The organism is Mesorhizobium sp. M0088 (assembly GCF_040322895.1).
Classification (GTDB): Bacteria; Pseudomonadota; Alphaproteobacteria; order Rhizobiales; family Rhizobiaceae; genus Mesorhizobium.
In genome coordinates, this window is sequence record NZ_JAMYUI010000034.1 from 21446 (window position 1) to 41473 (window position 20028).

A 20028-nucleotide genomic window follows, 5' to 3' on the forward strand; every position below is an offset into this window, starting at 1 on the left:
GGGAGAAGCATGTGGCAAGCTACGCGGCGGGAACGACTCCGATAAAGGATTTGCCCGGTGGGCCGGTTTCCCCGACTGTCGCCAACGTTGATGCAACCGCGCACTTCACGGCTCGGCTGCACACCAGCTTCGACACCGTAAGGCTGCTATGGCTGCTCCTTGAAGCTCACGGCGTCTGCACTGCCCACCAGCATTATGCCTGGGTCGAAGGAATCGCCGCACGGCTGATGCCCAAAGACGCGGATCTGGTCCTCGTCGAGGTGAGTGACGCAGTGACCGGCGCGCCGGCCATGCTGTTGCCGCTGATGCGGCGCCGAGCTCTCGGCCACCACGTGATCGAATGGCTGAGCTGCCGCGTGTGCGACTACGCGGTGCCGCTGCTGGCGGATGGGATAGAGTGGACCAGGCAGAGTGCCGACGCCATGTGGGCGGCGGTCCGTGCCGTGCTGCCACCGGCGGATCGCATCCATATCGCGGGAATTCCGCAGCAGGTCCACGGCGTGGCCAATCCGCTGGCATTGCTTTCGGTGGCGCGCGACTCCATCCAGGTCAGCTCCGGCCTCGTTCTGCATGGTGATCCGGAGACGCTCATCAAGCGGATCTGCAAGCCGTCCTTCGCCAAGGCCTTCCGCAAGCATTGTCGCGGCTTCGAACAGCTTGGTGGCCTCGCTCTGATCGAGGCCGACACGCCTGATCTGGCCGAGGAGCTCCTGGATGCGCTGTTGGAACTGCGGCTCAAGCGTTTTCGTGAGCTCGGGCGTTTCGACCTCCTGACGCAGGCGCCGGTCGTCGATTTCTACCGCGCTGCGGCGCTGCAAGGCCTGTCCAATGGATCGGTGCGGCTCTTCGGACTACGCGTCGGTGAAGCCTGGCTCGCCTCCATCTATGTGCTGGTCAGAAAAGGCACACTTCACGCCCTCCTGCTCGGCATCGACCAGAATGCGGTTGCCAATGTCTCACCCGGCCTGACGACGATGGGCAAGCTGATGATGTGGGGATGCGAGCGGGGCTTCGACTATTTCGACCTGTCGGTCGGCGGCCAGGGCTACAAGCAACATATCGGCGCCTCGAGCTCGGTACTGGCCGAGATCTGCGAACCGGTGACGGTGCGGGGCAGGGCTGCGAACGCAGCCATTTTGCTGCGCAGCCGGGTCGAAGGCATGACGCGGTCGCGTCCCCGGCTGCTCAAGGCCGTCCAGGGCCTGACGCGCCGCTTGCGGCGATTGAAGGACTGAGGACGAGCGTTTGCCGGTCCTGCGATGCAGAGCACCAAGGCCGGCAGGCAAGCTTGTTGACAGGGTCGGTTAACTCTATATCTGAAAGCGCGGCTTGACGTTCAGAAATGAGTGTCACGGGCGGATTTTTTTAAGTTGGCGTTTTCGGCAGATCATCTCGATGAATGCAGGTTTAGGAGATGGGATTCGTTCCATCCTCATTATCCAAACGAAGTACATTGGAGATGTCGTTCTGACATCTGCTTTGGTTCGCAATCTACGTCTTTCTTATCCACAAGCATCGGTGACCATGCTTTGTGCACCGGGTCTCAAGGAGTTCATCGTCGCGCAAGGGATCGCCGATGTTGCCGTTGGCTTTGAATCCCGTGGCAGAGGAAGGACTCTGCGCAAGCGTTTGAGCGACTATCGTGGCGTCATCTCTGATCTGCGGCGTCGAAGATTTGATCTTAGCATCGACCTTACCGATTCAAAAACCTCGCGGATCATGCATCGTTTGATCGGCGCTCCACTTCGCGTCGGCTTCGATCCTTCCGAGCATCCGATGAAGTTCTGGGAAATCCAGCTTGCAAACGTTCTCGCCGCGACCTTCGGACATGGCGGACCGCATTATCTCTACAGGAACCTGTCTCCACTCCGCGCCCTTGGGCTGGATTGTGAGGATCCAACACCCCGGCTGCAGCCGACCAGTACTGCCCAGGAAGAGTGTGCCAGGCTTCTTGCGGAAAACGCTTTGGCGAAGAAGTCGTACGTGGCCGTGCATGCCGGCGCGAGGTTCGAAGGACGTTGTTGGCCGCCGCAACATTTTGCTGCGGTCATCGACGAAGTATACGCCAAAACCGGGCTGCGATCCCTCCTTGTTGGCGGGCCGGATGAAGGGCTTGCCGCGCAAAGGATCCTTGAAGTGGCAGCATCGCCGGTCGCAAGTGTCGTCGGAAAAGCCTCGCTTGAGGTCCTGACGGCATTGTTGGCTGAAGCGTCGATCTTTCTTGGCAATGAGAGCGGCCCGATGCACATCGCGGCCTCTGTCGGAACTCCAGCGGTGGGGCTGTACGGTCTGACGTCGCCAGAGCAATGGGGCCCGTTCGGTGTCCCCAACCGGACGCTCCAGCCGCCCATGCCTTGCCCATGCATCGCTCCAGGTGTGTGTAAAGAAAACAACGCCGGTGGGGTCTACTGCGTCCAGCGGCTCCAGGTTGCCGATGTTGCGGCGGCGACACTCGATCTCATCGGCACGGAAGTTCAAAAATCTGCTCATTCGGGCATGCCGGCCGCGTAGCAGGGCGGCAGCGACGGGCGATTGTTTGACGGCGCGCTTCACGTCTTGATTCAGGCCAAAGCCCAAACATCTTCAAAAGATTGGTAAATTTGACCGGGCCGCATCCTGCGCTGTCCGCGAAATTGACAGGACGGCGCGTCTCCGCCATCCTTGACCCCAGTCGTCAGGCTGCCGGCAGCGGCCGCGTTGTGTGTCTGGGGCGACCGAGGGCAGTGTCATGTTCAGTCCCGTCACAGGTCAGAATTCCAAGCGCGCCGCGGTGCGCAAGGCGCTCGATCGTCACAAGGTCTACATCACCGCGCAGCGTTTTTCGGCAGGCAGCTACCAGGCCCGGGTTCTGGTCGACGGCGAGGCCTATTGGGTCGACGAATTCCGGCTGAGCCAGCTGCAGCAGGGACTGTCGCCGGCGGAGCTCGAGTTGACGCCGGCTGCTGACGATTGAGCGCGACTGGCTTGTTCCTGGCCTCCGTGCTTCGACCTTTGCCATGACCACCCCGCCAAAGCTCCAATCCTACCGCGCGAGGCGTGAATTTTCCAAAACGCCGGAACCGGCAGGCGGCCTCATCACGGACGAAGGCAACCGCTTCGTTGTCCACAAGCACCACGCCACCGCAGACCATTATGATCTGCGCCTGCAGGTCGGTGATGTCTTGAAAAGCTGGGCGGTGCCGCGCGGCCCTTCGCTCAATCCGGCCGACAAAAGACTGGCGGTCGAGACCGAGGATCATCCGCTCGAATACATCGACTTCGAGGGTGTCATTCCCGAGGGCGAATATGGCGGCGGCCCGATGATCGTCTGGGATACCGGCAGCTGGGCGCCGATGGACGATGTCGAAAAGAGTTTGCGCACCGGCGCCTTCAAGTTCCGGCTGGCCGGCGACAAGCTCAATGGCGGCTGGATGCTGACCCGGCTGAAGCCGAAACCCGGGGAAGACGAAAACAAGAAGAACTGGCTGCTGTTCAAGGAGCGCGACCTCGCCGCCGACACCGCGCTTGACATCCTCACGGCCCGGCCGGAAAGCGTCAAATCCGGATTGCGCATCGAGGAGCTGGCGGCGCCGGCGAAGCCAGCCGCCAAACCCGCGCCCAGACAGGGATCGCTGAAGCCCGGCACGCTGCCGGGTGCGTTCAAGGCCCCCATGCTTGCCCGTATCGAGCCGCAACTGGCGACGCAGGTGCCAAAACCACCGGATGGCGAGGACACAAGGGAAGTCTGGCTGCACGAAATCAAATTCGACGGCTACCGCACCATGGCGCATCTTACTGAGGGCGCGGTCAAGCTGATCACCCGTGGCGGCATCGACTGGACGAAGCGCTATGGCGACCTGCCGCATGCGTTCGCCAAATTGCCGTGCCGCGACGCCATCATCGACGGCGAGATCGTGGTGCTCGATGCCAAGGGCATCAGCCGCTTCGCGCTGCTGCAGGATGCGCTGGCGCAGGGCGCCGGCAGCAAGCTCTATTTCTACGCCTTCGATCTTCTCCATCTCGACGGCTGGGACCTGACCAAGGCGCCGCTGGTCCGGCGCAAGGCGCTGCTGGCGCAGATGCTGTCGGGCCTCGGTGCCAATTCCGCCATCCAGTTCTCCGACCATGTCGAGGGCTCGGGGCAGGGGCTCTACGACCAGGCGGCGGAACTGGGGCTGGAGGGTGTCGTCTCAAAGCGCGCCACGGCCATCTATCAGAGCGGCCGAAGCAAAAGCTGGACCAAGACCAAGGCGTTGCTGTCGGACGACTTCGTCATCGCAGGCTTCACCATCTCCGATGCGGCCGAAGGGCTGGCGGCGCTCGGCATGGCAGAGTTTGAGGATGGTGAATTGCATTATCGCGGCAAGGTCGGCACTGGTTTCGATGCCGCCACCGCCGGTGAGTTGCTCGCCAGGCTGGAGCCGCTGCGGGAAGGCGCCACCGCGCCCGAGGGCGTCCCGCGCGAAATCATGCGCGAGATGAACTGGGTGCGCCCGCTGCTGTCGGCGCGCATCCATTACGCCAACCGCACATCGGACAACGCACTGCGCCACGGCGTCTTCCGCGGTTTGAGAGATGTCGGCCTGTCGACGCCGGTCTCGTCCAAACGCAAGCGGCTGATCGCCGAGGCCGACCTTGCCACCATCTGGGTGACCAACCCGACGCGCCGGCTGTTCGGCAAGACCGGCCCGACCAAGCTCGACATCGCCGTCTATTATGCGCTGGTCGGCGATTTCATGCTGCCGCACATCCTCGGCCGGCCGGTGTCGCTGGTGCGCTGCCCGACCGGCCTGCCGAAGGATTGCTTCTTCCAGCGCCACGCCTTCACCGGTATGCCGCCCTCGGTGGTGACATTCGAGGCGACAAATTCCGAGGGCGAGACCAAATCCTATCTCTCGATCGAAGGCGCGAAAGGATATCTGGCGCTGGCGCAGTTCGGCGTCGTCGAGTTCCATACCTGGGGCACCCACCGCACCAGCCTCGACAGACCCGACCAGATCGTCCTCGACCTCGATCCGGGCGAGGGGATTTCATGGCGCGAGGTGGTCGAGGCCGCCGTGCACATCAAGGGCGAATTGGAGCGCCTGGGGCTGGTGCCGTTCGCCAAGACCTCCGGCGGCAGCGGCATCCACATCACCGTGCCGGTGACGGGCAAGCAGAACTGGAAGAAACTGCACCAGGCGACCAGCGCCATCGCCACGCATCTGGCGACAACGGCGCCGGACACCTTCACCACCACCATGGGCAAGGACAACCGCAAGAAGCGCATCTTCATCGATTATCATCGCAATGCGCGCGGCCACACCTCCGCAGCCCCTTATTCCTTGCGCGCCCGCACCAATCTGCCGGCCTCGACGCCGGTGAGCTGGAGCGATCTGGAATCCATCGATGCGCCGCAGGATCTGAACTATTCCTCCCTGCCGGGGCTGCTGGCGACGTCGGGTGATCCGTGGGCCGAGATCGACGAGTTCGCGCGGGATTTGCCAGTGTTCGAGGGGACGGGGAAGTAGTCGCGAGATGAGGGCGCAGTCCCGCCAGCGTCTCAATTCCAAGTCCATCGACGCTTCCGACAATTTGAATTATTCTCTCCGCCACGACCTCAAAGACGTACCGGAAGATTTCGTCAGGGATTTGCCTGTATCGTGTGGGGTCGGTGTAGGATTTCCTCGGCGCCAATCGTCCTTCGGACGAAAAGCGCTGCAGCAAATGTCAGTGCATGGCCGCGTAGGAGTGTTTCATGGCGCCCAGGGCAAGTTGGAAAGGTTACCTCAAACTCAGCCTCGTGAGCTGTCCGGTGCGGCTATATCCCGCCACCAGCGCCAGCGAGCGCATCAGCTTCAACCAGCTGCATAAGAAGACCCATAACCGCATCAACATGAAACCGGTCGACCCCGAATTGGGGCTTGTCGAGCGTGCTGATCTGGTCAAGGGCTACGAATACGAGGACAAGCAGTACATCATCATCGATGATGCCGATCTCGATGCGGTGCGCATCGAATCCAATCACACGATGAACATCGAGGCCTTCGTCGACGAGGACGAGGTCGATGTCATCTATCAGGACGCGCCCTACTACATGGCGCCCGACGGTGCGATGGCGGAAGAGACCTTTGCCGTGCTGCGCGAAGCGATGCGCAAATCCGGCAAGCTGGCGATCGCCCGCCTGGTGCTGTCCAGCCGCGAGCGCGTGGTGACGATCGGCGCGCGCGAGAACGGCATGTTCGTGTGCACCTTGAGGAACCCGAACGAAGTGCGCGGGACGGCTGAATATTTCGGCAATATCCCGGCCGGCAAGCCCGACCCCGAAATGCTGCAGCTCGCCGAAGCGCTGATCAAGCAGAAGGAAACCGCCTTCGATCCGAAGAATTATGAGGACCGCTACGAGGCGGCACTCATGACGATGATCCGCGAGAAGCTGAAAGGCCACAAGCCGATCATCGCGGCGGCACCCGAGCGCGGCAATGTCATCAACCTGATGGATGCGCTGAAGGCGAGCCTGTCGCAATCGAAGCCGCCGGCCAAATCGAAGAGCAAGGCCGACGAGGTTGCCAAGCCCGCCGCGAAGAAGGCGGCAGCGGGTGGCGCTGCTGAAAATCCGTTGAAGGCCAATCTGCTGAAGGCGGTCGGCAAGAGCAAGAAATGACGGCACCGGCCGGCGCTGTTTTCGGCACGATAGGCGCACTGGCGGCTTTTCCGCTCAGGCTGGCTGCGCGGGAAGTGGAACGCCAGCACGGCCAGCTGCGGCGCGGTATCACCAGGCGCACCACGCATGTCGTCTTCGGCCGGACACTTCTCGCCAGGGCAGGCCTCGTCAAAAACGGCGATGCCGGGATCGAGCGCAGTGTCGCCGCCGAGCGCGCGGCCGGTCGAACGCTGATCAGCGAGAACGGATTCCTGCGCCTTCTCGGACTGATGAAGACACCGGAGGCGTCTTCGCTGTCGCGGCAATCGCTGATCGATCAGTCGCGGCTATCCGGCGCCGACCTCGATTTTTTGTCGCTGTTCGATGCGTTCGAGCATGACACAGAACCTTATTCCTTCCGCGACCTGATCCTGGCGCGCAAATATGCCGGGCTCATCGCCGGCGGCGCGACATGGGGGGCGATCGCGCGCTCCGTCCACCGCTCCGGCCCGGTGGCGTCGCTGACCGCCAAGTCGCTCAATGTCGGCTCGCAGCATGGGCGCGCCGACGCGATCTATCTCGAAGGCGGCCAGAGCGAACTCGATGGGCAGTTGCTGTTCGATCTCGGAACAGCCGGGGCAGAGGGTGACGACACGCTGGAGGAGCTGTTCGCCGAGGCGGAAGCGGCGGAGGAGCAGGGCGACCATGATGGGGCCGCCGCGCTCTACCAGCGTTGCCTGGCCATCGATCCGAGCGATGCGATTGCCGCCTTCAACCGCGCCAACTGCCTGCGCGCCGGCGGCCACGCGGTGGACGCCGCGCACGACTATATCAATGCGATAAAACTCGACCCGGCCTTCGTCGAGGCGTGGTTCAACCTGGCCGGACTGATGAGCGAGCAAGGTCGCGAAGCCTCGGCGCGAAGGCACCTGCAGAAGGCGATCGCGCTCGACAAGACCTATGCCGATCCGGTGTTCAACCTTGCGAGGTTGGAGTTCGACGCGGGCAATCTGCCGGAGGCGCGGCAGCTGTGGGTGCGCTATCTCGAACTCGACGCGGATTCGGAATGGGCGCGGGTTGCAGCCAAGGGCGTGCAGTTCGTGGATCTGCAGCTGGCGCGGACGGCGGGGTGAGCATGATTGGCAAAGGCCGCGATGACAGCCAATCTCCCCCCTTGCGGGGGAGATGTCCGGCAGGACAGAGGGGGGCGCTGTCCCGCCAACAGATCGGCCAATTTTGGCGCGTGTTCCCGCACGCAAGCATGACCGAAGGCTGGCATTCCTTCACGCCCCCCTCTGCCCTGCCGGGCATCTCCCCCACGAGGGGGGAGATCAGCAGCGTCGCCGTCGCGCCGGACATCACAGCATGACCCACTTCCTCTTCGACGGTCCCGACACCGCGCCCACCACCATCCTGCTCGCCCATGGTGCGGGCGCGTCGATGGATTCGCCTTCGATGACCGCCACCGCCAAGGCGCTGGCCGCGGCCGGCTTACAGGTCGCGCGCTTTGAATTCCACTACATGGCTGCCCGCCGCTACGGCCACCGCAAACCGCCGCCGCGGGCCGAGACGGTCAACCCGGAATATATCAAGGCGACAGCCGACCTCAGGGCAAAGGGCGTGACGGGACCGCTGATCATCGGCGGCAAGTCGATGGGCGGGCGCGTCGCCTCCATGGTCGCCGACGAGATGTTTGCCAAGGGCGAGATTTCAGGGCTGGTCTGCCTCGGCTATCCCTTCCATCCGCCGGCCAAGCCCGAGCAATTGCGCACCAAACACCTTGCCGATCGGAAGACGCCGACGCTGATCTTCCAAGGTACCCGCGACGAGTTCGGCACCAGGGACGAGGTTGCGACTTATGACCTTTCCGATCGCATCGAGGTCATCTGGCTGGAGGACGGCGACCACGATCTCAAGCCTCGCAAGAGCATCTCGGGATTTTCGGCGGCCGACCATCTGAAGACGCTGGCCGAGACGGTCAAGGCGTGGTCGGGTCGGATCGCTTCCTGAAGCGATGAAGATCGCCTCCTTCAACATCAACAACATCAACAGCCGGCTTGAAAACCTGCTGGGATGGCTGGCTGTGGCAAAGCCCGATGTCGCCTGCCTGCAGGAGCTGAAGGCGCGCGACATGCAGTTTCCACGCTCGGCATTGGCGGCGGCCGGCTATGGCGCGGTGTGGAAGGGCGAGCCGACGTGGAACGGTGTTGCCATCCTGGCACGGGGCGCCGAGCCAGTGCTGACCCGCGATGCCTTGCCCGGCGATGATGCCGACAGGCAGAGCCGTTATATCGAGGCGGCGGTGAACGGCATCATCGTCGCTTGTCTCTATGCGCCGAACGGCAATCCTCAGCCCGGCCCGAAATTCGCCTACAAGCTCGCCTGGCACGCGCGGCTGGAGGTGCATGCCGAACAGTTGCTCGACACCGGCCTGCCGGTGGTGCTGGCCGGCGACTACAACATCGTGCCCGAGCCGCGCGATATCTACGCCACCCGCTCCTATGACGACAACGCGCTGGTGCAGCCGGAAAGCCGGGCGTCGTTCCAGCGCCTGCTCGATCAGGGTTGGCTTGATGCCCTGCGCAAGAAGCATCCGAAGGAGACGCTTTACACATTCTGGGACTATCGCCGCAACCGCTGGCCGCGCGATGCCGGCCTCCGGCTCGATCACATCCTGCTGTCGAAGAAACTGGCACGCCGCCTGACCGCCGCCGGCATCGACCGCGACGTGCGCGGCGAGGACGGCGCCAGCGACCATGCGCCGGTGTGGGTGGAATTGAAGTAGGCGACTGCTTTCATTGCGTCGCGCTTGAACGGCTCCCTGCAACGCGCTTAAAGTCTTTTGTCTCGATGCATGTTGCTGTCCCAATCCGGGTTCGCTTTTGGCCGACATGCAATAACCTGTCGGCAAAGTACTCCAACGCAGCCGGATCGCCCGTGAACGCAACCCCCCAGGAGATTTGTGGATCGAGGCTCCATGCCTGACTTGGGCGCTGTCGAGATATTGGCCGCCGCCATTGTGGTGCTTGCGGCTGCTGTCATGTCCTGGCTGCTGTGGCGGAAGCGCAGCCGTCGCAAGGGACGGCGGCAGACCAATCCGGCTGCCGACTATGCCGTCCGTACCGATTGGAATGCCCGCGGGGGTATGCTCAATTACTCATCCTTCGTCTATTTCGATGTCGATCGCGACGGCAAATACGGCGCCGGAGACCGGCCGATGGCCGGGATCATGGTGCGGCTGTATGACGAAGCGGGCAAGCTCGCCGCATCCGCGCGCACCAACAATGCCGGCTTTGCCAATTTTCCCATGTCGGTGAAAAGCAGAAAGGCCGTGATCCGCAAGCCGGGCAACTGGCGCTTTGTGGTTTCGGTGCCGCCCGGCTGGCAGGCGAAAAGCGAAAATGACATTCAGTCCCGACGCTTCATGCCGCTGCCGGGTTCGCCGGCCGGGATGGTATCGCAGGAGATGCTGCTGCCGGTCGGTCTGGCACCGCCGCGCCGCGTCAGCGGGCGCGTTGCCGGCGATGGACCAGCGACCCTCTCCATGTCGGGGGACGGGCACGTCCTGGAGACGCGGGCACTGGCCCCGGGTGCCGTCTTCAGCTTCGACCTGGCTGAAGAAGCCGACACGGTCAGCGTCAGCGGCGGCGGCTTGGAGCGGCGGCTGACGCTGTCGCCCTACTCGGCGGATCTAGGCCTGCTGTCGCCGCAACGCGCCGGCATCGACACTGATGCCGCCCTCGAAACGATCGATTTCGACGATGTGACGTCGCGCAGCCTCAGGAAAATTCCGGCTGGCCATGCCGGATTGGCGTGGCGCAACCTGAATGCGATGGCCCGCGACTTCACCAAGGATAGCCAGGGCTATGTCAATGGCAATGTTTCCGGCGACCATGTGCTCTACACCAGCAGCGGGCTGCCGGCCGAATTCAGCTGCGAACGGCCGTTCGGCTTTCACTCGGTCATGCTGAGCGCCGCCTGGCTGGCGTCAGAAGGGGAGGTGGCGCTGATCGAAAGCTGGCTTGGCGAGCAGCTGATTGCAAGCGACGAGGTCACGCTGTCGGCGCTGACGCCGCTGCACTACGCCCCAATGCTCAAAGCTGTAACGCGTGTTCGCCTGTCGACGAAGCACTATTGGCAACTGGTGTTGGACGACCTGATCCTGGTGCGTTGAGGTTTGGACGCGCCAGGAGCAGGTGGCGCTGAAATTATTGCGGTGTCGGCAGCGAGGAGCCGTTGGCCGCAGTGACCGCCGACAACCGGCCTTTTTTCAAGAACGATGGCTTCACATAGATTTTTTTCATATCAGACTCTCCTAAAATCCCGATCCGATGATGCCAGACTGCGGCCATCTGTCAACCATGCGGCTGAAATCGGTAAAACTGCAATAAATCCAAGGAGGAGCGGCAAGGCGCCCGCCCTCCAATTCTTTGTTTACGCCATTCCGGATCGAAGGCCTTCGGTGCTTTTTCTGGAATTGCTCCAGCGCCAGGCACGATTCGGCCAAGAGTGTGCCCGATTATATCGTGGCGCTGGTCGAGCCGTTTGCCGTGACGGCTGAAAGCTTGCCCTTCTTGACGAAAGCCGGCTTCGCGTAAGTCTTCTTCATGGTAATCTCTCCTCATCCCTACGCGAGAATGGCAGATACGCAAGATGTGTCAACCAAGCCGGGCGTCCACACGGGCTCTTGGCGACACGAGCTTGCGGCTGATAGTCTTGGCGTCGACATGCGGCGGGCAACCGTCACATGGTGAGGGCCGCAACAACGCCCGAGGGGTTTCAATGAACAAGGGTGCCGACAGATTGCTCGCGCTTGCCCTGGTCGTTGTCGCCGTAGGCTGCCTGGCGCGGATCTATTGGCCGGCAATCGGCGAGGCTTTCCTCTGGCGCGGCTTTTCCGGCCCGCCGATGGATCCAGCCTCGTTACGGCTGGCGGGGTTCCTGGTGGCGGCGTTCGCCTGCCTGCTTGGTGCAGGGCTGTTTTGGGCCGGCCTCTTGCCGGACCGGTCGGGCCAAGCAGCGGGCGCGCCGCTGTTTGGTCGCGCGGCGGAGATGCAGGACGCTGGCAGGCCCGGCCTGCGCAGAGTCTTTCTCGTCCTGCCATTGGTCGTGGTCGCCGCACTGGCCGCCGACCGGTTCGGCCCTTGGCATGAGGGCGGCGACATAGCCAGCGAGCCCGTCGAACCGAAGGCCGACGAACCCAACCCTGGCGAGCCGAAGGCCAACGAACCCAAGGGGCAGGATGTCGCCAGCGCGCCGCCGGCCTCAGAGCCGGCAGCCCCACCGCCTGCACCAGCAGAAGCTGCTTCGCCGCCGGAGGCCGCCAATCCGCCTGCGGCACCGGTCCCACTGACGCCGCCGGCGCTGGTGCAACCGACCCCGCCAACGCTAGTGCCGCCGACCGCGCCCGCGCCTCCGGCGCCGCCGGAGGTCGCGGTCATTCCGCCGCCCATCGTGGCGCCATTGCCGCCGGCTCCGCCGCCGCTACCGACGCAGCCCGAGGGCCACCGCGACTCGGTCGTCTGGCTGGCGGTGGCGCCCGACGGGCACTCGATCATGAGCGCCAGCACCGATCACACGATCAAGCTGTGGGACATCGCCGCCAAGCAGCTGATCCGTACTCTCGGCGTGCACAAGGATATGGCCCGCACGGCGCTGTTCATGCCCGACGGCGTCAGCGCGCTGACGGCCGGCGACGACGGCGAGATCGTGCAGCGCAAACTTTCCGACGGCGCGGTGCTGCATGTCTTCTCCTCGGGCGGCAATGGCGGCGTCAGAAAGCTGGCGATCAGCCCGGACGGCATACATGCCATCAGCGGGCACGACACGGGCAATGTCATCGTCTGGGATCTCAAGAAGGGCGCTGTGCTGCACGCCATGAGCGGGAACGGCTGGTCGGTCAGCGCCGTCGCCGTCTCGCCCGATGGCAGGCAAGCCCTCAGCGGCAGCATAGACGGCACACTGAAACTTTGGGACATTGAAAGCGGCAAGCAATTACGAAGTTGGCACGGGCATGAGCGAGGCACATATGGCGCCGCGTTCACCGCCGACGGGCATCATCTGGTCACCGGCAGTGGCGATTACACGATCAAGCTCTGGGATCTGGACAGCGGCCGCGAAGCGCGCCGCTTTGAAGGCCACGAAGGCACTGTCTACGCATTGGCGCTGTCGGCCGACGGCCAGCGCCTGGTCTCCGGCTCGCTCGACGGCACGGCGCGGCTGTGGGACATGGACACCGGCAACCAAATCGCGATGTTCGATAGCCGGACTGGCCCGATCTACGCGGTGGCCTTCACCGCCGATGGCACGGTGCTGACCGGCGGCAACGACCGCACCATCAGGGATTGGCCGGCCGCCGGCGGCGACAGCATCGTGCTGTTTGCCGGCGCGCCGGAGTGAACGGAACCTTGATCGCATTGTCCGCCGTGCTATGAAAATCCATGTCAGCTCCCAGCCTCCCGGACAACGCGCCGCTCATTGTCATCGATCTCCAGACCGGCATGTTCGACGGTGTGCACGAGCCGCCGATCCATGATGCGCCAGGCATTGTCGAGCGCACCAAGGCGGTGATCGATTGGGCGCGGCGCGGCGGGCGCAAGGTCGCTTTTATCAGGCATGACGGACCCGATGGCGATCCGTTGGCACCGGATGAGCCGGGCTGGCCGGTTTGGCCCGCGCTCGGCCAGGCGGCGGACGAGCCGACCTTTGCCAAATCGGTGCGCGATGCATTCAGCAATCCCGCCTTCGGCGACTGGGTGGCCGGGCAAGGTGCGGGTGCTGTCGTGCTCTTGGGCGCACAGACCGATTTTTGCGTGGCCGCGACGGTCAAGGGCGCGATCGCCAGAGGGCTCGGCGTGATCGTGGTGTCCGATGCGCACAGCACGCTGGACAATGCCAGCGAGAGTGCCGAACAGGTCATCACCAGGCACAATGGCGAATTCGCGGAGGCCGGTGTCAATCTGGTAACCACAAAGGCGCTTGTCGGCGGCTGAAGCCCGACCGTCGCCGCAGGCCGCATCAGGCAGGCCGGCTTGAGGAGTTCGCGAGGGAAGACAGCGCTGGGCGGCTGCCGTGGTCGACGCGGACGGGGGGGCGCATTGTTGGGATGGCTCGGGCGCCCGCGTCAACCAGGGCGGCTCGTACCGCCGCATTAGCAACATTGCACATCGCAGGTCGCTCGAAACTTCCGCGAAAGCGGAATAGGCCGGAGCAAAAGTGCGGATTCGGCTGAGACTTTCGGCGCGCTTTCCCGGTACGGGGAATCAAAAAGTCTGCTGGTTGTCGGCATGCCCCTCAAGGCGTCCGTCGCTCCTGCACCGGATCGGCGAGGAACGACGCCGCAATCAGGTCGTCGGCATCGATCCGGCCATGACGATCTTCCATGATGGCCGCGACCTTTTGAAAGGTTTTCATTTCGGCATCCGTCACCCGCGCATTGCGCATTCTGGCTTGGAGATCGGCCAGGCGAACGCCCAAAGCAGGGGATCTCACAGCTTTGCTTGTCATCTTCACTCGTCCTGATTGGAACCTGACATGTGCGACCCGCCGCCGTGGCTGGCGGCGGGTTTGGGACCGTTCGAAATTCAGTCGTAGACCTTGATGATCTTGCGGGTGCCCGGATCCACCAGGACCGTGCGGTTGTCGACGACCACGTAGCGGTATTGGACATCGGGGATCTCATGAAGCTCGACCGTTTCCGGCAACGCGCTACCAATATTCAGTTCCACACCGGGAACCTTGACCGAAGCGAGGGGCTGCTTCTTCACATACTCGCGGATGACCGTGTCCTGTTCAGGCTGAATGACAACGTCCTGAGCGGCAACGGCGCCGACTCCGGCCAACAGCAATAGCGCCGCAGCGGCGCCCGTTAGGTGCATTTTCATACTGTTTCTCCTTGCGAGTCAGCATGACAAGATCGTCCAACGCTGACGAGCAACTGAACTTGAGCCAAATGAAAATGTTCCTCCGCTGGGGCTTCGGTCGGATGAGAAGTGCGACTTAAGTCCGGTCCGCGAGCGCATTGGTCTTACCGACGGGAACGGCTCTCTGTTCACGACTGTTTGTCTCCCGGATTCGGAGAAACAGATGGACAAAAGTGTTGGCCAAGCGCGCTGGTTGCTCGCACCGATTTTCGCGACGGCCGTGACCTTTCTGGTGATGGGAATAGTCCTTGGCTGACATGTCGTCGATCGGCGCAGCAACGTCCCTTCCTGCGCTGATAGGATTCGCAAGCCGCTTCGGCGGCTGGCGAATCCTCTATCTTCACCACGCGCGGGCCTGCTCATTCGGCAAGCGAGCGCTTCGTTCAGCTTATGCAACGTTGGGAGGTTTACTATGGATCGGCGATCCTTCTTGACAGCAATATTTGGCATTGCCGGGGCAGCAGCCCTTGCAGGGGCAATTCGCCCGATCGAAGCAGTGGCCGGTGTTCCAGGCGCCGGAAACGGCATTCTCGATGAAATAGAGGCGTCACAAACAGAGGCCTTCGACGACGGTACACATGCGGAGGTGCAGCCGGTCGACCATCGACGCTGGGATCGGGACTGGGACTGGGATCGGGACCGGGATCGGGGCTGGCGCCGGCGCCGGCACGGGCGGCGATGGAGACGGGTCTGCCGTAGTTATTGGCGGCATGGTCGCCGTCGCGTCCGGTGCTATCGCAGACGCGGGCCCTCGGTCATCCTTCGGTTTTAGCAGCTAGCCAGCACGTCTTAGCGGCTTGACCAGCGCGATCGGCTCGGCGTCCGCATTTTTCCGGCGGTTGCCGAGCAGAATGCCGTTTGCCGAGGCTGGAGCTCCACATGGCGAGGCGGCGCGAAGGTGAATCCGCGCCAGACAGAAGCGAAGACGTCAAGATGACGGTGCACCGACGCATGCCATCCGTTGGCGAGAAATGGCCCGGCAGCCAGGTGCAAAGGGAGGCACGCCGGGCCAGCCGACTTCTGGCGGTCGCCGGCCATCCTTATATTCTATACGTCTAATATTAATGCAAGCGGCGCCAAAAGCCTCCGGTGGACAATACATCGCCCGAAGCCGTCCGCTCCACTGGACGAAGCCTGGAGGACCCGCGCGGCCGCAATCTCGCCATCGCTCGGCAATTGGTTCGGGCTCGTTCAGTTTGCCGCTTTGCTATCGTGTGTCGATCGAGCGGGCGGCGAAGGCAGGGCACGTTGATCCGCAGGCTGCTCGTTGAAGTAGAGCGAACTGCCGAGAACGAGGAACACGATGCCCACCGCCATCAATCCAACCATGAGCACGGCGATCGCCGTGCCTGGACCATGGCCTGTCTTGATGATGGTGGATCGGTGGGGCATCGCGCCGTTCTCCAGATATGGCACACCAGGAGTGCCGAACCTTCGCGACAAACGACAAGCGCAGCCCGATGTTCCCCTGGCGGAGCTTCAATCGGTCAGATCGGGCTTTTGCTTTTTCCTGTAGGACCAAGGTCTTATCTGTTGTGCGCAAAAGTCCAAGGGGCCTTGTTCAGTTCCGATAATGTCCCTTGGATGTTCCGGTATTTTAGGTAAATCTGATATAAAGCCTAGGGGGAAAACTTAGCCAGCCAAGCACATTTTCCCGCGAAACGGGCATGGAAAATGTGGCTTTGGCAAGTTCAACAACAGGCAGTCATGTCTCGGGCGACGAATGGCTCACGTCTCGTCGAATGGGCCCTCGCGGTTCTGATCGCGCGTGATCGCGGCTTCTTCCTCATCATCGGGAAGGGCGTCGTCGCTGTCCTGGTACGCGTTATCGTCGTCCTCGTCGGGCAGATCGCCGTCTTTTTCGATGCCGTAACGTATGTCGCCGTTTTCCGGCACGGACTCTGGCAGGATCTCGCCGCCCTTGATTGCATCCCAATCCTGCTGCTCGATGGTCGGCCCGTCCGCCTGCGGTGCGTCATCTTCGATATCGGCGTCTGGTTTGTTGCGCGGTGCCATGCTGGGCTCCTTTCCTTGAAAACTGGAGGCGAAACTCGGGGTGACGGCGTTTGTTCCCGTGCTTGAAGTGCAGGCGTGCTTCTGGATTGCCGACAGCTGGCAGCCCCCGCCAGCACCCGCCGCCGTCCCCGGATCGCCACGCTTGCCAAGTCGCCGCGCAATGGAGAGCGCAGTGGCGATGGGCCGCTTACTTGCGAAGTTGCTAAAATAATGAAATGTTGTCCGCGGGAAATGGGAATGAGGCAGGGACTGATCGGAACCGCCGCGGTTTCGACGGTTTTGGGGAACCATGTATTTTGGACAGTTTCTCGTAGGAATGTCAGCCACGGCCATCATCGTCGCGGTCTGGACCTATATGGTTACCGGCTCTTTCTGGGAGGCATTTGCCTGGACGATAGCGACGCTGCTTGTCCTGCAGGTCGGCTACTTCGTGCTCATCGTGAGGCTGATCTTCAGGGGCTCGCACGATATCGCGCCGAGCGAGGATCCGGTAGACGCCTTCCCGCCATTGCGTCGCGACGGTGTCCGGCTTTAAGACCGGGTAGCCAGGATCACTCGCGCGTGTGCGCCCGGGCAATTCGGGGAACCTCGCCACCAGCGCGACCACGGTGTTTGGTCACCGAGACAGCGTCCGAGCATATCCCTGCCGGAGATTTCGGCGCAGCGTTATCGTGGGAACATGACGCATGCGCGACCAGCTTCGCATGGAGCTCAGGCCGTCAGGTGGAACAAGTGATGATGCTTCGCGTTCTCTAGCGGTACCGGTGAGGTTGCCACCTCCATCGGAACTGCCATGGCTCGCTCTGCTCCCGGCGGGGCGAGCCTTTTTCGTGCTCCCATCGTCCAGATAGAGGGACGCGAGGCTGATTTGACGCGGCGACGACAGGTGCTTCGCCAATCCGGCTACAGCAGGAATTTTTCGTCTTCTAATGTTCGTACACATTTGTGCAAGTTTTCAAGCATTTCTGCGCTGTCTGCCGCATGTCTGATCAGCAACAAATTAATATCCGAGCCGAAAACGTAACATCTTCAATTCTGAAGTTCGATGGAACCGCATGGCAGCGGTGGAGTTTTTATGGAGGGCGGAATTCAATTGTCACTAGGAGACGGTCATGAAACTTTATCTTACAAGCGCGGCGGCCGCAGTCGTCCTGATGGGCGGCATTGGTGCGGCGCTGGCGGAGAGCGTCGTCGTCGTCCAGCCGGAGCAGGAGACGGTCGTTCGCGAATACATCAAGAGGGAACCGCTTGCCTCGGTAAACCTTCTGGGGGTCGAACTCAAGCTCGGCTCCTCGGTGCCGGACACTGTCGAATTGCGTGAGGTGCCCGACGTCAAATATCGCGTCGCCGTGATCAATGACCAGACGGTCCTCGTCGATCCGGAGACCCGCCAGATCGTTGAAGTGCTGCACTAAGGGGGTTCCCGCAGCACTGAACCTTGGGGAAAACCCGCCCCGACGTCGCGTCGGTGGCGGGTTTCCTTTGCCGCGACCCGCTATGGCCTATTCGGCGGCCAGTCTATCCTGCGTCTTGGTCTCGAAATCGCTGGCGTCGTGGCGCTCATGCAATTGCATGGCAGGCTCGCCGAAAGCGCGGTTGACCATGCGACCGCGCTTGACCGCCGGTCGTGCGTCGATCGCCTTGGCCCAGCGTTGCACATGTGCGTATTCCTGCACGGACAGGAACTCGGCGGAATCATTGTACATGCGGCCGAGCGCCAGCCCGCCATACCAGGGCCACACCGCCATATCGGCGATGGAATAGTCCTTGCCGCCGAGATATTCGGTCTCGGCCAGTCGGCGGTCGAGCACATCCATCTGGCGTTTCACCTCCATCGAGAAGCGGTCGATGGCATATTCGAACTTTTCCGGCGCATAGGCATAAAAGTGACCGAAGCCGCCGCCCAGATAGGGCGCCGAGCCCATCTGCCAGAACAGCCAGGACAGCACTTCGGCGCGCGCCGGCTGTTCGGTAGGCAGGAATTCGCCGAACTTTTCGGCGAGATAGACCAGGATCGAACCGGATTCGAAGATGCGCACCGGCGTCTTGCCGCTGCGGTCCATCAGGGCCGGAATCTTGGAGTTGGGATTGACCTCGACGAAGCCGCTGCCGAACTGGTCGCCATCGTTGATCCGGATCAGCCAGGCATCGTATTCGGCGCCCTTGTGGCCGCGCGCCAGAAGCTCTTCCAGCATGACGGTGACCTTGACGCCGTTCGGCGTCGCCAGCGAATAGAGCTGCAACGGATGCTTGCCCACGGGCAGTTCCTTGTCATGCGTCGGTCCGGCGATCGGCCGGTTGATGCTGGCAAAGGCTCCGCCGCTCGGCTTGTTCCAGGTCCATACTTTCGGCGGGGTGTATTCGGTCATCTCGGGGGCCTCGTGTCGTGGGGAAGGATGGCAGGTCGCCATAAACTAGGGCTGCGGATGTGTAAGTTCAACTTGCGTTGAACTATTATCGATGCCCGCAGGGCCAACATCGGCAATTGGGCTCTTCCTTGCCCTTGCGCCTTCTCCGGCGTGGCATACCTATAGAAGATGTCGCCAAAGCCCATCCAGGACAAAAGCATGACCATCAATCCCAATCCGCGCTCGGTCGTTGCCGTGCGGGCTACTGTTCCCGAAGATGCCTTTACAGCCGGGGCGCTCGGCACGCTCAGGGAAGGCAGCGGCGTCGTCATTCGCAATGACGGGCTGGTGTTGACCATCGGCTATCTCATCACCGAAGCGGAAGAGGTCTGGCTGACCAGCCATGACGGCCGCGTCATCCCCGCGCACGCGCTCGCCTATGACCAGGAATCGGGCTTCGGCCTGGTGCAGGCGCTGGCGCCGCTCGGCCTGCCGGCGGTGGCGCTGGGCGATGCCGGCAAGGCCAGGATCGGCGACGCCGTCGTGCTGGCCGACGGCGTCGGCCAGTCGGTGCAGGCCAGGATCGTCACCAAGCAGGAATTCGCCGGCTATTGGGAATATCTGCTCGACGAGGCGATCTTCATTGCGCCCGCGCACCCGTCCTGGGGCGGTGCCGGGCTGTTCGGCGCCGACGGCTCGCTGCTCGGCATCGGTTCGCTGCGCCTGCAGATGAGCCGCAACGGCGAGGTCGCCGATATCAACATGGTGGTGCCGATCGATCTTTTGCCGCCCATTCTCGACGACCTCCTGACACGCGGCCAGGTGGCCAAGCCGCCGCGCCCGTGGCTCGGCGCCCTGTCGGCCGAAAGCGACGGCAGAGTGGTGGTGATGAGCGTGACCGAGGGCGGCCCGGCGGCCAAGGCCGGCCTGCGCCAGGGCGACATCATCTCCGACATCCGCGACGGCGCGGTCGACGGGCTGGCGGATTTCTACCGCAAGCTGTGGGAAAGCGGCTCGGCGGGGGCCGAGATTCCGATGCGGGTGCTGCGCGACGGCCGCGAAACCTGGCTGCGCGTCAAATCGGCCGACCGCGGCAGTTTTCTGAAAAAGCCGCAGCTGCAGTAGGCGCGTCGATGGCGTC

General features: G+C 62.8%; 21 protein-coding genes. 14 read left to right on the forward strand and 7 right to left on the reverse strand.

Annotated features, from left to right (window positions below):
• The first annotated feature begins 11 nt into the window (after positions 1-11).
• From NKJ67_RS31175 to NKJ67_RS31215, 9 genes are all read left to right on the forward strand, one after another.
• Positions 12-1235: a GNAT family N-acetyltransferase gene (locus tag NKJ67_RS31175; protein ID WP_256746791.1), complete on the forward strand. Its 1224-nt coding sequence runs from the start codon at positions 12-14 to the stop codon at positions 1233-1235.
• A gap of 94 nt (positions 1236-1329) precedes the next feature.
• Positions 1330-2511 carry a glycosyltransferase family 9 protein gene (locus tag NKJ67_RS31180; protein WP_306283176.1) on the forward strand — a complete coding sequence of 394 codons (1182 nt, stop codon included), beginning with the start codon at positions 1330-1332 and terminating at the stop codon, positions 2509-2511.
• A 217-nt stretch (positions 2512-2728) separates the two neighbouring features.
• Positions 2729-2953 carry a hypothetical protein gene (locus NKJ67_RS31185; RefSeq protein ID WP_127317999.1) on the forward strand — a complete coding sequence of 75 codons (225 nt, stop codon included), beginning with the start codon at positions 2729-2731 and terminating at the stop codon, positions 2951-2953.
• A gap of 43 nt (positions 2954-2996) precedes the next feature.
• The gene (ligD, locus tag NKJ67_RS31190; RefSeq protein ID WP_352585123.1) at positions 2997-5489 is read left to right on the forward strand and encodes a DNA ligase D; all 2493 of its coding nucleotides are present in this window, start codon (positions 2997-2999) and stop codon (positions 5487-5489) included.
• Between the two features lie 227 nt (positions 5490-5716).
• Positions 5717-6622: a non-homologous end joining protein Ku gene (gene ku / locus NKJ67_RS31195; protein ID WP_127317995.1), complete on the forward strand. Its 906-nt coding sequence runs from the start codon at positions 5717-5719 to the stop codon at positions 6620-6622.
• Positions 6619-7734 (forward strand): tetratricopeptide repeat protein, encoded by a 1116-nt coding sequence (locus NKJ67_RS31200; RefSeq protein ID WP_352585125.1) that lies wholly within the window; start codon positions 6619-6621, stop codon positions 7732-7734. Before ku ends, NKJ67_RS31200 begins: the two co-directional genes overlap by 4 nt.
• A 232-nt stretch (positions 7735-7966) precedes the next feature.
• Positions 7967-8611 (forward strand): alpha/beta hydrolase family protein, encoded by a 645-nt coding sequence (locus NKJ67_RS31205; protein WP_352585127.1) that lies wholly within the window; start codon positions 7967-7969, stop codon positions 8609-8611.
• Between the two features lie 4 nt (positions 8612-8615).
• Positions 8616-9386, forward strand: coding sequence for an exodeoxyribonuclease III (locus NKJ67_RS31210; RefSeq protein WP_127269168.1), 771 nt, complete (start codon positions 8616-8618; stop codon positions 9384-9386).
• Positions 9387-9578: 192 nt separating this feature from the next.
• A complete protein-coding gene (locus NKJ67_RS31215) occupies positions 9579-10775 on the forward strand; it encodes a hypothetical protein (RefSeq protein ID WP_352585130.1) in 1197 nt (398 codons plus the stop codon).
• A 34-nt stretch (positions 10776-10809) separates the two neighbouring features.
• Here NKJ67_RS31215 and NKJ67_RS31220 read toward each other — a convergent pair whose 3' ends face one another.
• Positions 10810-10905 carry a hypothetical protein gene (locus NKJ67_RS31220; protein WP_023813324.1) on the reverse strand — a complete coding sequence of 32 codons (96 nt, stop codon included), beginning with the start codon at positions 10903-10905 and terminating at the stop codon, positions 10810-10812.
• Between the two features lie 215 nt (positions 10906-11120).
• Positions 11121-11210 carry a putative RiPP precursor gene (locus NKJ67_RS31225; protein WP_127317985.1) on the reverse strand — a complete coding sequence of 30 codons (90 nt, stop codon included), beginning with the start codon at positions 11208-11210 and terminating at the stop codon, positions 11121-11123.
• A gap of 173 nt (positions 11211-11383) precedes the next feature.
• Here NKJ67_RS31225 and NKJ67_RS31230 point away from each other — a divergent pair, with 173 nt between their 5' ends.
• On the forward strand, positions 11384-13000 hold the full coding sequence (locus NKJ67_RS31230; RefSeq protein ID WP_352585132.1) for a WD40 repeat domain-containing protein: 1617 nt from the start codon (positions 11384-11386) through the stop codon (positions 12998-13000).
• Between the two features lie 41 nt (positions 13001-13041).
• The gene (locus NKJ67_RS31235) at positions 13042-13593 is read left to right on the forward strand and encodes an isochorismatase family protein (RefSeq protein WP_128309313.1); all 552 of its coding nucleotides are present in this window, start codon (positions 13042-13044) and stop codon (positions 13591-13593) included.
• Between the two features lie 301 nt (positions 13594-13894).
• On the opposite strand, the gene NKJ67_RS31240 is transcribed toward NKJ67_RS31235, so the two are convergent.
• From NKJ67_RS31240 to NKJ67_RS31255, 4 genes are all read right to left on the reverse strand, one after another.
• Positions 13895-14107, reverse strand: a complete 213-nt coding sequence (locus NKJ67_RS31240; protein ID WP_127268529.1) for a hypothetical protein — start codon at positions 14105-14107, stop codon at positions 13895-13897.
• A gap of 77 nt (positions 14108-14184) precedes the next feature.
• A complete protein-coding gene (locus tag NKJ67_RS31245) occupies positions 14185-14484 on the reverse strand; it encodes a DUF1236 domain-containing protein (protein WP_127326587.1) in 300 nt (99 codons plus the stop codon).
• 1230 nt (positions 14485-15714) lie between these two features.
• Positions 15715-15915: a hypothetical protein gene (locus NKJ67_RS31250; RefSeq protein ID WP_127317973.1), complete on the reverse strand. Its 201-nt coding sequence runs from the start codon at positions 15913-15915 to the stop codon at positions 15715-15717.
• A gap of 336 nt (positions 15916-16251) precedes the next feature.
• Complete coding sequence (locus tag NKJ67_RS31255; RefSeq protein ID WP_352585135.1) at positions 16252-16539, reverse strand: hypothetical protein; 288 nt, start codon at positions 16537-16539, stop codon at positions 16252-16254.
• Positions 16540-16855: 316 nt separating this feature from the next.
• Between NKJ67_RS31255 and NKJ67_RS31260 the strand changes: the two genes are divergently transcribed.
• Both NKJ67_RS31260 and NKJ67_RS31265 read left to right on the forward strand, forming a co-directional pair.
• Positions 16856-17074 carry an exopolysaccharide production repressor protein gene (locus NKJ67_RS31260; RefSeq protein ID WP_236382731.1) on the forward strand — a complete coding sequence of 73 codons (219 nt, stop codon included), beginning with the start codon at positions 16856-16858 and terminating at the stop codon, positions 17072-17074.
• A gap of 577 nt (positions 17075-17651) precedes the next feature.
• A complete protein-coding gene (locus tag NKJ67_RS31265) occupies positions 17652-17954 on the forward strand; it encodes a DUF1236 domain-containing protein (protein WP_027035237.1) in 303 nt (100 codons plus the stop codon).
• A gap of 87 nt (positions 17955-18041) precedes the next feature.
• Here NKJ67_RS31265 and yghU read toward each other — a convergent pair whose 3' ends face one another.
• Entirely contained in the window at positions 18042-18908 is an 867-nt protein-coding gene (yghU, locus tag NKJ67_RS31270; protein WP_352585138.1) for a glutathione-dependent disulfide-bond oxidoreductase, read from the reverse strand.
• Positions 18909-19106: 198 nt separating this feature from the next.
• Here yghU and NKJ67_RS31275 point away from each other — a divergent pair, with 198 nt between their 5' ends.
• Positions 19107-20012, forward strand: coding sequence for a S1C family serine protease (locus tag NKJ67_RS31275; protein WP_352585140.1), 906 nt, complete (start codon positions 19107-19109; stop codon positions 20010-20012).
• Positions 20013-20028 lie beyond the last annotated feature (16 nt).

Excerpts from the sequence above, each read along its gene's own strand:
- NKJ67_RS31185 (WP_127317999.1), top strand. The coding sequence starts at position 2,729 with ATGTTCAGTCCCGTCACAGGTCAGAATTCCAAGCGCGCCGCGGTGCGC.
- ligD (WP_352585123.1), top strand. The coding sequence starts at position 2,997 with ATGACCACCCCGCCAAAGCTCCAATCCTACCGCGCGAGGCGTGAATTT.
- ku (WP_127317995.1), top strand. The coding sequence starts at position 5,717 with ATGGCGCCCAGGGCAAGTTGGAAAGGTTACCTCAAACTCAGCCTCGTG.
- NKJ67_RS31200 (WP_352585125.1), top strand. The coding sequence starts at position 6,619 with ATGACGGCACCGGCCGGCGCTGTTTTCGGCACGATAGGCGCACTGGCG.
- NKJ67_RS31205 (WP_352585127.1), top strand. The coding sequence starts at position 7,967 with ATGACCCACTTCCTCTTCGACGGTCCCGACACCGCGCCCACCACCATC.
- NKJ67_RS31210 (WP_127269168.1), top strand. The coding sequence starts at position 8,616 with ATGAAGATCGCCTCCTTCAACATCAACAACATCAACAGCCGGCTTGAA.
- NKJ67_RS31215 (WP_352585130.1), top strand. The coding sequence starts at position 9,579 with ATGCCTGACTTGGGCGCTGTCGAGATATTGGCCGCCGCCATTGTGGTG.
- NKJ67_RS31220 (WP_023813324.1), bottom strand. The coding sequence starts at position 10,905 with ATGAAAAAAATCTATGTGAAGCCATCGTTCTTGAAAAAAGGCCGGTTG.
- NKJ67_RS31225 (WP_127317985.1), bottom strand. The coding sequence starts at position 11,210 with ATGAAGAAGACTTACGCGAAGCCGGCTTTCGTCAAGAAGGGCAAGCTT.
- NKJ67_RS31230 (WP_352585132.1), top strand. The coding sequence starts at position 11,384 with ATGAACAAGGGTGCCGACAGATTGCTCGCGCTTGCCCTGGTCGTTGTC.
- NKJ67_RS31235 (WP_128309313.1), top strand. The coding sequence starts at position 13,042 with ATGTCAGCTCCCAGCCTCCCGGACAACGCGCCGCTCATTGTCATCGAT.
- NKJ67_RS31240 (WP_127268529.1), bottom strand. The coding sequence starts at position 14,107 with ATGACAAGCAAAGCTGTGAGATCCCCTGCTTTGGGCGTTCGCCTGGCC.
- NKJ67_RS31245 (WP_127326587.1), bottom strand. The coding sequence starts at position 14,484 with ATGAAAATGCACCTAACGGGCGCCGCTGCGGCGCTATTGCTGTTGGCC.
- NKJ67_RS31250 (WP_127317973.1), bottom strand. The coding sequence starts at position 15,915 with ATGCCCCACCGATCCACCATCATCAAGACAGGCCATGGTCCAGGCACG.
- NKJ67_RS31255 (WP_352585135.1), bottom strand. The coding sequence starts at position 16,539 with ATGGCACCGCGCAACAAACCAGACGCCGATATCGAAGATGACGCACCG.
- NKJ67_RS31260 (WP_236382731.1), top strand. The coding sequence starts at position 16,856 with ATGTCAGCCACGGCCATCATCGTCGCGGTCTGGACCTATATGGTTACC.
- NKJ67_RS31265 (WP_027035237.1), top strand. The coding sequence starts at position 17,652 with ATGAAACTTTATCTTACAAGCGCGGCGGCCGCAGTCGTCCTGATGGGC.
- yghU (WP_352585138.1), bottom strand. The coding sequence starts at position 18,908 with ATGACCGAATACACCCCGCCGAAAGTATGGACCTGGAACAAGCCGAGC.
- NKJ67_RS31275 (WP_352585140.1), top strand. The coding sequence starts at position 19,107 with ATGACCATCAATCCCAATCCGCGCTCGGTCGTTGCCGTGCGGGCTACT.